This is a genomic window from Pseudomonas phoenicis, from assembly GCF_047302395.1.
Taxonomy (GTDB): Bacteria; Pseudomonadota; Gammaproteobacteria; order Pseudomonadales; family Pseudomonadaceae; genus Aquipseudomonas.
In genome coordinates, this window is the sequence record NZ_CP154852.1 from 4,865,433 (window position 1) to 4,879,290 (window position 13,858).

12 protein-coding genes and 2 pseudogenes are annotated in these 13,858 nt (G+C 56.0%); 8 read left to right on the forward strand and 6 right to left on the reverse strand.

All coding sequences use genetic code 11. The annotated features are described in order from the left end of the window. Positions 1-258: 258 nt before the first annotated feature. Together AA0Z93_RS21960 and AA0Z93_RS21965 are read right to left on the reverse strand one after the other, a co-directional pair. The gene (locus tag AA0Z93_RS21960) at positions 259-1,524 is read right to left on the reverse strand and encodes an APC family permease (protein WP_413048379.1); all 1,266 of its coding nucleotides are present in this window, start codon (positions 1,522-1,524) and stop codon (positions 259-261) included. A 350-nt stretch (positions 1,525-1,874) separates the two neighbouring features. Further along, positions 1,875-2,126 (reverse strand): hypothetical protein, encoded by a 252-nt coding sequence (locus tag AA0Z93_RS21965; protein WP_413046907.1) that lies wholly within the window; start codon positions 2,124-2,126, stop codon positions 1,875-1,877. A gap of 414 nt (positions 2,127-2,540) precedes the next feature. On the opposite strand from AA0Z93_RS21965, the gene AA0Z93_RS21970 reads away from it, so the two are divergent. Then, positions 2,541-3,137 (forward strand): GNAT family N-acetyltransferase, encoded by a 597-nt coding sequence (locus AA0Z93_RS21970; protein WP_413046906.1) that lies wholly within the window; start codon positions 2,541-2,543, stop codon positions 3,135-3,137. Between the two features lie 223 nt (positions 3,138-3,360). Beyond that, entirely contained in the window at positions 3,361-3,489 is a 129-nt protein-coding gene (locus tag AA0Z93_RS21975; protein WP_413046905.1) for a hypothetical protein, read from the forward strand. A gap of 299 nt (positions 3,490-3,788) precedes the next feature. Here AA0Z93_RS21975 and AA0Z93_RS21980 read toward each other — a convergent pair whose 3' ends face one another. The 3 genes from AA0Z93_RS21980 to AA0Z93_RS21990 form a co-directional block, all read right to left on the reverse strand. Continuing rightward, on the reverse strand, positions 3,789-4,094 hold the full coding sequence (locus AA0Z93_RS21980) for a DUF3077 domain-containing protein (protein ID WP_413046904.1): 306 nt from the start codon (positions 4,092-4,094) through the stop codon (positions 3,789-3,791). Between the two features lie 605 nt (positions 4,095-4,699). Continuing rightward, positions 4,700-4,936: a hypothetical protein gene (locus tag AA0Z93_RS21985; protein ID WP_413046903.1), complete on the reverse strand. Its 237-nt coding sequence runs from the start codon at positions 4,934-4,936 to the stop codon at positions 4,700-4,702. A 160-nt stretch (positions 4,937-5,096) separates the two neighbouring features. Next, complete coding sequence (locus AA0Z93_RS21990; protein ID WP_413398550.1) at positions 5,097-5,771, reverse strand: DUF6710 family protein; 675 nt, start codon at positions 5,769-5,771, stop codon at positions 5,097-5,099. Between the two features lie 256 nt (positions 5,772-6,027). Here AA0Z93_RS21990 and AA0Z93_RS21995 point away from each other — a divergent pair. Continuing rightward, positions 6,028-6,798 (forward strand): annotated as a pseudogene (locus AA0Z93_RS21995) (MCP four helix bundle domain-containing protein); the annotation flags it as partial. Positions 6,799-6,864: 66 nt separating this feature from the next. Then, positions 6,865-7,653 carry a methyl-accepting chemotaxis protein gene (locus tag AA0Z93_RS22000; protein WP_413398603.1) on the forward strand — a complete coding sequence of 263 codons (789 nt, stop codon included), beginning with the start codon at positions 6,865-6,867 and terminating at the stop codon, positions 7,651-7,653. Between the two features lie 102 nt (positions 7,654-7,755). Here the strand turns inward: AA0Z93_RS22000 and AA0Z93_RS22005 are convergent, their stop codons facing one another. Next, positions 7,756-8,322, reverse strand: a complete 567-nt coding sequence (locus AA0Z93_RS22005) for a CGNR zinc finger domain-containing protein (protein ID WP_413046902.1) — start codon at positions 8,320-8,322, stop codon at positions 7,756-7,758. A gap of 106 nt (positions 8,323-8,428) precedes the next feature. Here AA0Z93_RS22005 and AA0Z93_RS22010 point away from each other — a divergent pair, with 106 nt between their 5' ends. The 4 genes and pseudogenes from AA0Z93_RS22010 to AA0Z93_RS22025 form a co-directional block, all read left to right on the forward strand. Then, a complete protein-coding gene (locus AA0Z93_RS22010; protein ID WP_413046901.1) occupies positions 8,429-9,370 on the forward strand; it encodes an alpha/beta fold hydrolase in 942 nt (313 codons plus the stop codon). A 1,353-nt stretch (positions 9,371-10,723) separates the two neighbouring features. Beyond that, the gene (locus AA0Z93_RS22015; RefSeq protein WP_413046900.1) at positions 10,724-11,425 is read left to right on the forward strand and encodes a hypothetical protein; all 702 of its coding nucleotides are present in this window, start codon (positions 10,724-10,726) and stop codon (positions 11,423-11,425) included. A 418-nt stretch (positions 11,426-11,843) separates the two neighbouring features. After that, positions 11,844-13,012, forward strand: a pseudogene (locus AA0Z93_RS22020) (IS3 family transposase). 273 nt (positions 13,013-13,285) lie between these two features. Further along, positions 13,286-13,858, forward strand: a 573-nt coding sequence (locus AA0Z93_RS22025) for a DUF262 domain-containing protein (protein ID WP_413398552.1), incomplete at its 3' end; no start/stop codon positions are given.

Sequence of the window (13,858 nt, forward strand, 5' to 3'; positions counted from 1 at the left end):
GTGTGGCCTGCTGGCGGATAGCAAAGTATCGGCGTGCAATTCTTGGCTGAAGGCTCGCCAGTGTGTCAGCCCGTCGTGCGGGCTTGCCGGTGGCCATAGGGTCCTGCGCGCGCGAAGCCTGAGAGGGCATTGCAAAGTACCAGCCGTCGTTCTCGCCTGGCGGTTCGCTTCTGCATCAGCCCTTCAACCGGGCTTGCCAGTCGCCATCAGGCCCGACATGTCCACCCTCGCCTGGCCGCCCGCCCCCGCGTCAGCCTTTCAATCGGGCTTGCCAGTGGCCCGTCGCTTGTTGCGCGTGCAGAGATAGAGCAACACGCCCACCAACATCAAACCGCCTGCCCGCAGCCAGGTCTCCCAGCCCTGTTGGCTGAGCAGCAACAGGCACGACACAATCGCGAGCACCGGCATGAAGGTCGGCACACGGAAGTGGTCCTCCTCCACGAGATCGCGGCGCAGCACCAGCACCGCGACGTTCGTGCTGAGGAACACGAACAACAACAGCAGCACCACCGTCTGTGCCAAGGTGGCCAAGGTGCCGGTGAGCGTCAGGGCGACCGCCACCAGCGTGGTCGCGACGATCGCCACCCACGGCGTGCGCCGCCCGGGCAACACCGCCCCCAACACACCCGGCAGCAGCCGCAGGTTGGCCATGCCATAGGTGAGCCGGCTGGCCATGATCATGGTCAACAGCGCGCCGTTGGCGACGGCCACCAACGCGATGAAGGCGAACAGCATCGGCGGAATGTTCAGCCCCGACTCGCGCACCACTTCCAGCAGCGGTGCCGAGGTGGCGACGAGTTTGTCGGTCGGCAATACGCTCGACGCCGCCACCCCCACCGCCATGTACACCACGCCTGCCGTGAGCAGCGCGGCGAACAAGGCACGCGGGTAGACGGTGCGCACGTTCTTGATTTCCTCGGCCAGGTTGGCGGAGGTCTCGAAACCCACGAAGGAATAGAACGCCAGCAACGCCGCGCCGAGCACGGCGAGCATCGGGTCGATGCCCGGCTTGAAGGTCAAGGTACGGCCCAGGTCCGCATCGCCCGTGCGCAAATACCAGGCTGCGGCGACCACCACCAGCAGCAGGCCCGACAGCTCGATGAGCGTCATGACCACGTTCGCCCCCAAGGATTCCTTGATGCCCCGCGCATTGAGCGCAGCGATGGCGAGCAGGAAGACGGTCGCGGCCAGGTACGGCGAGACATCGACGAAGGCGCTCAGGTAATCCCCGGCGAACGCCAGCGACAACCCCGCCGCACTGGTGACGGCCGCCGCGAGCATGCAGAAGCCGACCAGGAACGACAGCAGCGGCGACTTGAAGGCCTTCTCCGCGAATACCGAAGCGGCGCCGGCGTGCGGGTATTTGGTCACCAACTCGGCGTAGGAGCCGGCGGTGAGCATCGCGAAGCACAACGCGATCAGCAGCGGCACCCAGATCGCCCCGCCCACTTCGCCTGCGATGGTGCCGGCGAGTGCGTAGACACCTGCGCCGAGCACGTCGCCGAGGATGAAGAGGAACAGCATGGGGCCGGTGATGGCGCGGCGCAGCGAGGGCTTGGCGGCGGTGGTGGACACGGTCGACTCCTGTCGGGGGGCGGGGTGGTGGTTGGGCCTTGGGTATTGGCGTTTTGAGCTTTTGGGCCTATGAGCTTTGAGCTTTGAGCTTTTGAGCTTTTGAGCTTTTGAGCTCTGAGCTCTGAACCTTTGAGCCTGGCGTCTGGTGCGATGGCAGGTGATCGGAGATCCGTGGTCCGTGGCCCGTGGTCCGTGGTCCGTGGTCCGTGGTCCGTGGTTGGGACGACGAGAGCAGTGATTAATGCCAGAAGATGTGCGGTGGAGCTGACGGACGGGTACGGCGACAAGCGTCAGATGGCTCAGAGCTTGGGGATGTCGCCCATGGCCTCTGCGATGGTTGCCAGACCTTCTTCGATCCCGGCGATGTCGGTTTGCAGCTTGGCGAAGGCGAGATCCAAGGCTTCGTTGTCGTCCACCGTCTGGTGGCCCCGCAAAGTGATGGCGCGCTCCTGCTCTGTGGCATGCAATTGATGAACACTTTCGCGCAGCGCCAACAACTGATCGAAGATGGCCGCCAACTGGGCATTACTGTCAGCACGCGTACTGGACATCGAGATCTCCTTCCATTTGCCTACATAGACCCTGGCCAATGGCCTCCAACTTCGGATAGGCACTCCATCCCCGAAGTTCAGCCAAACCGCCCCTTGCAGGAGCGGCCGGTTCGGCGCTCCGATCAACCTCAACGGGCTGCAACGCAACCCCTTGTAGGAGCGGCTTCAGCCGCGATGGGCTGCAAAGCAGCCCCAACCCAGCCGCCACCGCATCACCCGTCAATCAAATACCGCCGCCAACACTGCAAAGCCTCAAACCGACCCATATGCCGAAAAACCCGCCCCTCACATAACCAGCACTTCCCCCCAAGCCCAAGACATGGCCAAATCCAAAACCCACCCCGACTACGGCAAAACCCTAACCATCCCCAAGCACCAAGCCCTCCCCGCAAACAAGATCATCGAGGACACAGGATGAAAGAAGGCTACCACCCAGTACCCAATGGCATGCTCGCCACCGTCGTCACCTCGCTGTCGATGACCACACGCCCCGACCTCAGACCGGAAACCACCACCCCCACCTGGGATTTCGAGCGCCTGTCCGATCCGCAGCCCACCACCTACCGCGCGATCTACAAAAACATCGGCAACGATTGGCTCTGGTTCAGCCGCCTGGCCCTGACCGACGAGGCCTTGAACGAAATCATCCATTCGCCCGACGTGGAAATCTATCACCTGCGCGGACATGACGGCGGCGAAGGCCTGCTGGAGCTGGACTTTCGCCAATCGGGCGCGTGCGAGCTGGGCTTCTTCGGTCTGTCGCATCCGTTGATTGGAGGGCCTGCAGGACGGTGGCTGATGAACCGTGCGATCGAACAAGCCTGGGCACGGCCGATCGATCGGTTCTGGGTGCACACCTGTACGTTCGATCACCCTGCGGCCTTGGATTTCTATCGCCGGTCAGGCTTCGAAGCGTTTTCCCGACAGATCGAAATCTTCCAGGACCCACGCTTGACAGGCTTGGTCGACGCGAAGGCAGCGCAGCACGTTCCGTTGATACACCCGACCTAAAAATCGACAGCCTGGTAGGTCTGCTCGATACACCTTACGGCAGTCGTTATTCAAGGGTGCGCGAGGTGTTCTTCAGGCCCTTGGCTGAAAAGATCCGAGTAGTAATAAAATCGAGTAAAGGTCATTCCCTTTTAGCCTGAGATAACGCCGTGGCTCCATTGAATGGCAATCTCAATGTTATTAGCATGCCAGTACCCCTAACTTCAGCTTATGGAGCAAGCTTATGGCACTCAAACCCGGTCCAAAGCCGATTGCCAAGTCTACCGGCAAGGTCGATCAACGTCGCCGTGACAACAAAGACACCGAGGGTAACAACCCTGATGTTAAACCTGCCAAAAAACCTAAAAAGTAAGACGTTACCGGCAAAAGCTACCGCGCCGGTAGCTTCTGTCATTTGTGCTCGATTGGCGTGGTGCGATACGAAGATCAACTCGGCACAAGCTCAATGCCTCTAATGCTATTTACCATGGCAATAATGTGAAAAGCGCTAAGGCCCAGATTGGAAAGGTAGATAGATAGCGCGTGATGGACGGGCTGGGGCTGGTGATACCTTAGAGGCCTGCTCCATCGAGATCGGTGGACCCGCGATCCGAGCAGTGGACTCTACGCAAGCCGACAGCGCCGGTGAACGCCTGAAGCCGGCACTGCCTGTCAGTTGCCCTCACCCGGAGCAATCATCCGCGCCATCGCGATGTCCTCCACCAGGGCCTTGGCCATTCCACTGAGAAAGTGAGCGGCGACGATCAACGATTCATCGAGCTCAACGCTCGCCTCGCGCGTGAGCTGGTAGACGCAGTTCATCAGCAGATTGGCTTGCTCCAACACATAGTCCTGATCATGGCCTGGTTCGACTCTGAAAAGGCGGTGGCTGCCATGGCCTTTGGCGCCTTCACCGAAGGTGGCTGATCCGATGGACTTGGTTTGCGTTTTGGCACACTTGGAAGGCTGACTGCTCACGAATGACTCCCCTGCTCTACGCCTCGATGGCCTGCGTCAAGCCGGCCATCGAGACGACATCGCTCTGAATGTTCGGTGGCGTTTTCAGTTACGAGCGGTTCAGCGTTCGATGCCTATCGCTTGGCAAACGTTTGCGAGACTCGGGATTCAGGCGAGCGTGGGGGGAATGGCGAGATAACGAAACTGGAGAGTATCTGCGCAACAAGACAGTGCGCTGAATGGCTAACAAGGCAGTGGGCGGCGGGTCTGGGACAATTTTCAGCATGCGAGCTCCTTATTCTTGAACGGACCCGCCACGCTTTCGCTGTCAAACAAAAGGGTGGCGGCTGTACGCGGGTTGACAGACCGGAGAAATAAGGAAAAACCGGCGCACACGAGGTGCCCCACGCACAGCCACCATGACGCATGGCTCGTACGGTCCTTTTTCTCTCGGCCTGTCACAACCGGTCGCTTATGGGAAGCGACGGGATCGGAGACTAGGGCCTAGGGAAATAGGTCGCAAGAGCTTGATGGCTAGGGGAGTATCTTTGGGAAATGGACTACAAGGAATAGGAAAATACTGACTTTCCAATGATGGTGTAGGGACTATGAGCAAGGTTGGGTGTTCAGTCCCAACCCCGTTCCTTGTAAGGGATCATGTCCTGTCCAGGAAAGCCACTCGAGTACTCGCCCCACTGCATGTACGCATAGTAGAGCGTCATCGCCTCGAAATGGCTTTCTGCTTCGACCTCCCATACGAGCTTCGCTCCAGGGTGCATGAGTGCTCGCGCGCGCTCACCGCGAGCACCTGCCAAGCAAAAGGTCTGACAACCGTCTGGTTCCTGCCAAAGTTCGTGGTTCATCTTCAAATCTTCTTTTTGAAAGCTGCTCGTCTCGAAATGCGAGGTGAATATTCGCTGACGCTGAATACGGGCATCAAATTTCTAAAAATCGCCCGAATAGCTTGGCACTCACCACCCAAGGGGATCGCCGCTCTAGCAGAAGCAGCGCAAATGCCAACGCTTACTCAGCGGATACGTTCGGAAGCTTCCCGAGCAAGCGGGCGATCTCCCACACCCATCCGAATTCGCGATAACGCGGCCCGTCGGTACGTAGGCCTGTCCTCATACAAACCCAGCACTCACCGTCGTATCCAACTACATCCATGGCAGAGGACACATCGATAACTTCATCAGGCACAAGCTCACCTTCGCCCGACAAAATTCCCTGGGTGATGGAATGGTTGCCTCCAGACACCCAGCCGATGCCAAGCGGGATCATGAGCGTTACACTGTGGTTCGGATCCTGAGTGAATCGGCCACAGACACGGCCAGGGCCGATTGCACCTAAGCTGCTCGTGATGCTAGATCTACTCCATATCGTTGGGAGGACCACGTCCCGACAGAGGTGCAATGTATGGCTTGCATCGACGGTTCGGCGCCCAGACTGGGTGACATGCGTAAGTAACGTGCCTTCGGGCGCCGGTATCTGCCACAGGCCACCCATGCTGCGAATCCACGATAGCGCTTCGGGCGCACAATGCGTGGGTCGAATCAACGCGGCGCGCATGTGATCCGCCTGGACAGGCCTCAGCACCATCTTGATGAGATCCTCGAGGCCCTCTCGATTGGCATTGTCCGCAAGCACTCTTGCCCAGTTCATGACGTTTTCGAACTCGGTGGCCGGTGGCCCCATCATTGCTTCCCCCTAAAATTTCGACGTTTTGCAGACTAATGACTCAAGGCATGTCGACGGTAGCTGTCAGCCACTAGATAGCTTCGATGCTCGCCAAGATCTTCTTCCTCTGGTTTCAGACGAACCACCAGGTTTTCGATCAACCAAACTCAGCCTAAGTATCCGAATGAACGCCCCTCCACCGCCCTCATGCTCCCGTCCAGACGGCCGATAACATGGCATGGGCTCGGTAGGCGAGCCTACTGCCGGAACCGCGCCCATGAATCTTCGCTCACTGAACATCGCCCCTCGTGCCTCGCTGTGTTTCGGCCTGATCACCCTGCTGGTAATCGCCCTGGGCGGGTTCGCCTACCTGCAACTGGGCAAGCTGCGCGGTACCGAACAGGACATCGAAAACAACTGGCTGGCCAGTACTCGAACCGCCGACGATATCCAGATCGCAGTGTTGAAAGCGCGATTGGAGAGCATTCGTCTGCTGGCCGCCACCAGGCCGGAAGACCGTACAACTGCCATTGACCAATTGAATATCGCCCGCGACATCCTCAACGAGCGCACCGATTATTACCGCCAGCATCTGATTGCAGACGAACAAGAGCGTCAAACTTTCGAAGCGGCCGCCGCGCGCATGGCCACCTTTTTGGGCGGCCTGGCGCACATCGTCACCTTGGATGCCACTGACCACGAACAGGCGGTGGCATACGCCAACAACGAACAAAAGGTGCATGCCGAGGCCTACCAGACAGAACTCACCCGCCTGCGCGAACACAATGAAAAAGGCGCTGCCGCAGCAGGCGCCCAGGCCACTGACGTGTACATCCGCAGCAACGAAGTGATTGCCATGGTGGTAGCAGCAGCACTGTTGCTCACCATCGCGCTCGCCGTGCTGCTCACGCGCAGCATCGTGGTCCCGCTCGCCGCATCGCTGTCGTTGGCTGAGAACATCGCCCACGGCGACCTGCGCAATGCCGTGGCAGTGACGGGGGCCGACGAAGCCAGCCGACTGATGGCGGCACTGAATGCCATGCAGGGCAACTTGCGCACCACCATCAGCGAAATTTCCGACGCCTCGACGCAACTGAGCGCCGCCGCCGTCGAAATGACTGCCATTACCGAAAGCGCCGACCGTACCCTGCACCAGCAGAACGGCGAGATCGAACAAGCCGCGACAGCGGTGAACCAGATGAGCACGGCCGTCGACGAGGTGGCACGCAACGCCACCTCCACCTCGCAAGCGGCCAAAGAGTCGACCATCGCGGCTGAAATGGGTAACCAGAAGGTCACGCAAACCCTGGTGGCCATGCGCAGCCTCAAGGACCGCGTCGACTTGACCGCCGAGCAGGTGCAGCAATTGGCCGGGCAGACCCAGGAGATCAGCAAGGTGCTGGGCGTGATCGGGGCCATTGCCGAACAAACCAACCTGTTGGCCCTGAACGCCGCCATCGAAGCTGCGCGGGCGGGCGAGCAAGGCCGCGGGTTTGCGGTGGTGGCCGATGAAGTGCGTGCGTTGGCGCATCGCACGCAGACCTCCACTGGCGAGATCGAAGGCATGATCGCTTCGATCCAGGCGCGTAGCAGCGCCGTGGTAACGGCCATGGGGGACAGCTTGCGTGAAGTGAATACCACGCAGGGCACGGCGGACGATGCGGGGCAATCGCTGCAGGTGATTACCCAGGCCGCGCAGATGATCGATGATCGGAATCAGCAGATTGCGACGGCTTCTGAAGAGCAGGCTTATGTGGCGCGGGAGGTGGATCGGGCGTTGGTGAGTATTCGGGAGTTGGCGCTGCAGAGTAGTGAGGGGACGCGGCAGACGTTGATGGCGAGTGGGGAGTTGTCGCAGCTGGCGATTGGTTTGAATCAGATGGTGGCGCGATTTAGGACTTGATTCTTCTGTTGTTACAGCGGTATTGACACCAAGGGCTGCTGGATAACCGTGCAGAGATTATGCCTTCGCAGATTAGCCAGCCGCCCGCTGCTGTGTCTGCGCTCAGGACTTGTTTCTGGAGCGGAACGCCGCGACTTTCATGCGATTGCCGCACGTGGCCATGCTGCACCAACGACGGCGGTGCGACTTGGTCAGATCGTGAAAAAGTAGAACGCAATCATGCGCCTCGCACTGACGAACGAATTCGAATTTATCGTGGGTTACCAGTGCCACCAAAGCCTCGGCAATGGGCTCAAGCAAGCTTTCTGCACTGCTGTCGCGCTGCTGGAAGCTGATTCGATACGCCTGTTTTTCATCGTTCCAAACCAGCTGCCGGACCGGTCGGCCAGCCTCAAGTAATGCGTTGATGACCGCAGGATCGGCCGGGCTGCCTTTCATCGCGGAATCGATAACCTCCCTCGCGCATGTGCGCAACTGACGAGCCAAAGCCAGTAATCCCTTCGGTGCTACACGTTGCGGTTGGTGCGGCAAGAGCCCGGCCGTCTGCAGCCATCCGAGCACGCTCTGGTCGTCAACAAGGCAATCGTGTCGATTGTCGCCTACGCCGTACTCACTGTTGATGAAGTCCAGGGCAACGTTGTCAGCTAAAAAGAGTGCGTTTGGGGTCATGCCGCTGGGATCCTCAGCCAGTAGTAACCGTTAAAAAATCCTTGTCAGGTTACCAAAATCGCTAGTAACCTTCAAATCTCAACTTTAACGGTTACAGAGGTGTATCATGAGCTATTCTGATTTGGCTGCCGGGCTTGGTGCTGCGGCTGCCGTGCTCGCAGGTCCCGCTCACGCAGCCGCATCGACCAATCAAGTCCACTACCGTTATGAGCAAGTAGGTGACGTGAAGGTGTTCTACAGGGAGGCTGGCAGCCCGACTGCGCCAACCGTGCTGCTACTGCATGGCTTTGCTGCGTCATCTTTTATGTTCCGTGACCTCATTCCAGAGCTTGCCGATCGCTACCATGTGATCGCCCCCGATCTGCCTGCATTTGGCTTCACCGAAGCGCCGGCGCGGGGAGAATATGCATACACCTTCAGTCAACTGGCTACGACCATCGGCCAGTTCACTGAACAGCTCAAACTGAGCAAGTTTGCGCTCATGGTGCACGACTACGGTGCGCCAGTGGGATGGCGGTTGGCTGTTGCTCATCCTGAGCGAGTCACGGCGATCATTTCCCAGAACGGCAACGCCTATGAAGAAGGGCTGGGAGCCGGTTGGGCGCCGATACAGCGCTACTGGCAAGACCCAAGCCAGACGAATCGCAAGGCCTTGAGCGACTTCCCCACAGCGGCATCGGTCAAATGGCAGTACCTGGAAGGGGTTCCGGACAAAAGCGCTGTCGCGCCAGACGGCTATACGTTGGAAGGGCTGCAGGTCTCGCGACCTGGTAATGCAGACATACAACTCGATCTGGTGTTGGATTACGCGTCGAATGTTGCCATGTACCCAACGTTCCAAGCCTATTTCCGTAAATACCAGCCGCCGCTACTCGCCGTATGGGGCAAGCACGATCCGTTCTTTCTCCCGATCGGTGCACAAGCCTGGAAGCGCGATATTCCCAACGCGGATATTCGCCTGTATGACACAGGCCATTTCGCTCTCGAAACGCACGGCGAGGAAATAATCCCGGTCATTCGCGAGTTTTTGGATAAGAATGTTCGTTGATTTTGCCGCTAGGCAGGACTCGCTGGGTGAAATGATTCATGCCACGAGCATTTGCCTCCAGGCAGCAAAGTGTTTTTGATCCGTGTTGGGCACCTTCTTGTGCGCCGTTTGCTGTTGACGGAGAAGCCGAGCTTTCGCTGACACGATAGAGGGTGTTCGAGCAGGCGCCCGACCGTGAATTCGTACCGTTCGGCCAGATCAAGGTGACATGCGCTGAGCGTTCTGTTCGAGACGCTTTATCCATCCTTGGGCAGTCTGGTTTCAGGCGAGCTTTAGAGCTTCTTGATAAACTTGGAAAAATCCTTTTTTGTTAAGGCAGATCTAAACGGTGTAGCTGACCACTCCGTTCGGCCTTTTCCTTGATCTAATCGTTGCCAAGATTTCCAGTGGTACACGCGCAGTCGAGTGTGATTGAGCTCACCTCTACCGTACTTCGAACTTCTGAAACACTGGAAACGGTACACAAACGCGTACGCCATGATGCCCTTCGATACAGAATCTAAGCCAAACACCACTCGCTCTGGCCCATTGCGCCGTTTCTCCATGGCGCCGATGATGGATTGGCAATACTTTGGCTGAGGATCTTATAAAGCAAGGATTCTAGGGCACCTCGCATCGACTAGTACCACTTTTGTACCACTTGGCGCGCTTCTCTGTTCTCAGTTTGGATGAAAACCGCTGGTTTATCGCAGGCCTGAGCTGCAGTGGGATTGTCGCTGGTTGCAATTCAGCCGTTCCGGGAGGCAGGCCCAGACGAATTTACAATCCAAATAGAGAAACCTTAGAGCTTGCGCAAGTTTTCGATTTGCTAGACGTTCAGAGCCCCTAACTTCCTGGGCCTATAGCTCATTAAAATAGCGAAATCCTGAGCTTAGCCAGCCACACCAACGCGTTCAAACCTCATAACTTTGCCGCTTTCGAAGCTCAATCTGTCTTAGGAATTTCCGTCAGGAAGTCAGTGTAACACATGAAAAAATCTCAACCACAGCGAAAAATTTTGAAATATTGCCTCTAGATCAGATGGCTACGAGAGCAGCGGTGAAGGAGCTTTTGCTGTTGGCTAGCAATCGCCACTTAGTTCACTAACATGAAATTGGGCATGCACAACTAGCAGAAGAAAAAATTCCGAAAGGATGTGAGAGGCAGTACCCCCCTAAACGTGGCCCACTGCATTCAATCATGACGCTGTGTACCTACACCCCTCGATTTTTCCCTACCCGCACCTCACCAGCACCATTGCTACCATAGCTGGCCGTGTGCCATTAATGTATAGTGCGAGGTGGGCAATTTGCAGAGCATCAGGCTGGCATTGCCCATTACCCATATTCAGCTCGACAAGAAGGGATTCAGGCCGTGACCAAAAAAATTCAAGGCGCACTAGGTAAAAATGCCAAGACTGAAAAGCCAGATTTTGAATTTTCCAAAGAAAATTATTCAGACATAGGGCAGATAATCCTAGACTCGACAAGAAAGTATTTAGATACTTATTTAAAGAAAGATGACGGATCATCACTCACCACTTCCATATTTTCTGAAAATCTCCGCGAATCGGCTAATTTCTCAGCGAAATCTGCACGAATAGCTTATCTACTAGGAAAAGCGACTTTACTTGGCGAATATGAGCGCAAAGGAATTGTCAGGACGCAAATAATTGAATATGGCGCCGTATGCGAAGCTATTCTTCTCGATTTAATTCAATCGATTGGAGTTAATAATATCCCCCTAAATGCACGCCCTGGAAAAGATGCCAAACATAATATTATCGATTGGGACACGGGCGGCCTGTTTTCTGTCATAAAAATTAAATCTACCACCATGAAATACCGCTTCGACTTTAAATGGCTGATCGGGCAAGCCACGAAAGTTGAAGCCATAGATAATAACTTAAACAAGCGCTTATCCCACCTGCGAAAAAGCCGAAACTTAGTACACCCAGTTATACCTACAGCTCAGAGATATACCGACGACATTAAAAATAGCAGATCTGCACGAGACACTACCATCGCAGTCAGAGACGCTTGCACACAATTCAAAGCAAAACATGGACTTAGATGATTTATACAAAATTGCTACGGTCACTGCTTTAAGATTGGACAATCTTTCTGCGAGTTTGAATCTATAAAGTAACGTATCCCGATTTTTCTGCAATGGATAAACCAAGACGCCCAGGTCCCACAATACCGAGACTTGGGCGCCTTTATCTTTCTGTTATCAGCGTGTGGGTGGGCATAGATTGGCATCTGATGGCGCTTGGTTTACCTCATTTTTGCCCCAGACACTATCCTGAGGACAGCCCGACAGTACCGAGCTGCCCTTGCAGCAGTTTTGCCGAGCTGGAGATAAGGTTTGAGCCTTTACGAGGATCTTGATAGATTTCCACAGGCCAACAGATACGGCTATTCTAGCCCTTGTAGTGGTCTACTAACCCCGGACACCTTTTTAGGCGAGAATGCTCGCCATACAGAGGTGTTCGATGAGCAGACAACGACGTACCTTTACCCCGACTTTCAAGCGTGAGGCTGCTAGCCTGGTGCTCGACCAAGGCTACAGTTGTCCCGAGGCCGCCAGATCTCTCGATGTAGGTGAGAGCTTATTGCGGCGCTGGGTTACCCAGTTGCAGCTGGAGCGCGGGGGCGTTACGCCCACTGCCAAGGCGCTCACGCCGGAGCAGCAGACCATTCAGGAGCTTCAGGCCCGCATCAACCGGCTGGAGCTTGAGAAGAAAATATTAAAGGAGGCCACTGCGCTCTTGATGGCCGAAGAACACGGGCGCAGACGTTGAAGTCGATTCGGCAGTTGGCAAAGCACTACCCTGTTCAACTGTTGTGTTCAGTCTTCGAGCTACCCCGGTCTTGTTATTACGCTCACTTGGCCCGGCGGCGTCATATCGATGTCCGCCGCGTGAACCTACACAGTCGTGTCAACGAACTGTTCAACCAAAGTCGTGGCTCAGCGGGCAGTCGCAGTCTGGCTGCCATGCTGCGGGATGAAGGCGTTAACGTCGGGCGTTTCAGAGTCAGAAGATTGATGAAGGAACAAGGGCTGATCAGCAAACAGCCCGGTTCTCATGCGTACAAGAAGGCCACGGTCGAGCGACCCGATATTCCCAATGTGCTTGATCGCAAGTTCACCGTGGCTGCGCCAAACAAGGTCTGGTGTGGCGACATCACGTATATCTGAGCAGAGGGTCGGTGGAGCTATCTGGCGGTGGTCTTGGACTTGTACAGCCGTAGAGTGGTGGGTTGGGCGATGTCTGCCAAGCCTGATGCGGAACTCGTCGTCAAAGCGCTCGACAGGGCTTACGAGATGCGTGGCAGACCACAAGGCGTGCTGTTTCACAGCGACCAGGGCAGCCAATATGGCAGCCGTAGTTTCCGCCAGCGGCTCTGGCGCTATCGGATGATTCAGAGCATGAGCCGAAGGGGAAACTGTTACGACAATTCGCCCATGGAACGACTGTTTCGTAGCCTGAAAACGGAGTGGGTGCCGATAGTGGGTTACCTGACGACAGCGTTGGCCGAGCAGGACATCGGCCGCTACCTCATGCAGCGGTACAACTGGATAAGGCCGCATCAGCACAACGGCTTCGTACCGCCGGCGGTTGCGGAGGAAAAACTCAATTCTGTGTCCGGGAATTGTTGACCACTACAGAGGCTGCCTACCGTCCCCTCTTAGGTCGCAGCTCATTTTAAAGCATACGTGCTGGAGCAAAAGTGCCGTTCGGCCCAAGACGATCAAGCCTAGCCGCTGTTGAGGCCGTTTAGGTCAGTAGGTTCACTTGGATCGATGAGCCTGAGCAAGGGTCTCTACCCTCTGGACTGCCATCACCAAAGCGGCCCTTCATGCACGCGTTACGCTTGTCGATACCACCTTAGCCCCAAACCGGCAAGCCAATGCCACGATTTCAGCAGACAAATGGCCTTTAGCCGTTTGCCTGATCGACAAAACACTGCTCAAGTAGGTATCAACCATGCTTTTATGACGACATTTAAACGATTGGGTTATCTAGATCGTGCAGGGGAATCTATGGACAGCACCACAATCCAGGCTCAACTGGATGCTAATCGCAGGTCGGTATCGTTCGACAGCTATGATGTAACTGTCAGGCAACTTTACGATATGATCTCCGAAGAAATAATTGATGTCACACCAGAGTATCAAAGGCATTTTATCTGGAGCCAAGAGAGGCAATCCCAGTTAATAGAGTCAATACTTCTTGGCATACCCGTCCCAAGCCTATTTATGGCCACGAATAAAGATTCTACCTGGGAAGTCATTGATGGCTTACAGCGCCTCACCACAATCGTCAATTTTATTGGCCAACAAAATATAATTGACCTAATCAGCAAAGATTGCAAACCGCTAGTTTTGAGCGGACTTGAAAAGCTTGACACACTTAATGGTTTGACTTTTAACAAAATCCCCAAACCTATTCAACTAATGTTTATGACGCGTCCAATCAGGGTCACTGTCCTTAATGATGGGGAT

Bases quoted from the DNA above. Each gene is read 5' to 3' on its own strand.
- AA0Z93_RS22010 (WP_413046901.1), top strand. From the start codon at position 8,429: ATGAGCTATTCTGATTTGGCTGCCGGGCTTGGTGCTGCGGCTGCCGTG.
- AA0Z93_RS21990 (WP_413398550.1), bottom strand. From the start codon at position 5,771: ATGATGGGGCCACCGGCCACCGAGTTCGAAAACGTCATGAACTGGGCA.
- AA0Z93_RS21970 (WP_413046906.1), top strand. From the start codon at position 2,541: ATGAAAGAAGGCTACCACCCAGTACCCAATGGCATGCTCGCCACCGTC.
- AA0Z93_RS21985 (WP_413046903.1), bottom strand. From the start codon at position 4,936: ATGAACCACGAACTTTGGCAGGAACCAGACGGTTGTCAGACCTTTTGC.
- AA0Z93_RS22000 (WP_413398603.1), top strand. From the start codon at position 6,865: ATGACTGCCATTACCGAAAGCGCCGACCGTACCCTGCACCAGCAGAAC.
- AA0Z93_RS21960 (WP_413048379.1), bottom strand. From the start codon at position 1,524: ATGCTGTTCCTCTTCATCCTCGGCGACGTGCTCGGCGCAGGTGTCTAC.
- AA0Z93_RS21975 (WP_413046905.1), top strand. From the start codon at position 3,361: ATGGCACTCAAACCCGGTCCAAAGCCGATTGCCAAGTCTACCGGCAAG.
- AA0Z93_RS21965 (WP_413046907.1), bottom strand. From the start codon at position 2,126: ATGTCCAGTACGCGTGCTGACAGTAATGCCCAGTTGGCGGCCATCTTC.
- AA0Z93_RS22005 (WP_413046902.1), bottom strand. From the start codon at position 8,322: ATGACCCCAAACGCACTCTTTTTAGCTGACAACGTTGCCCTGGACTTC.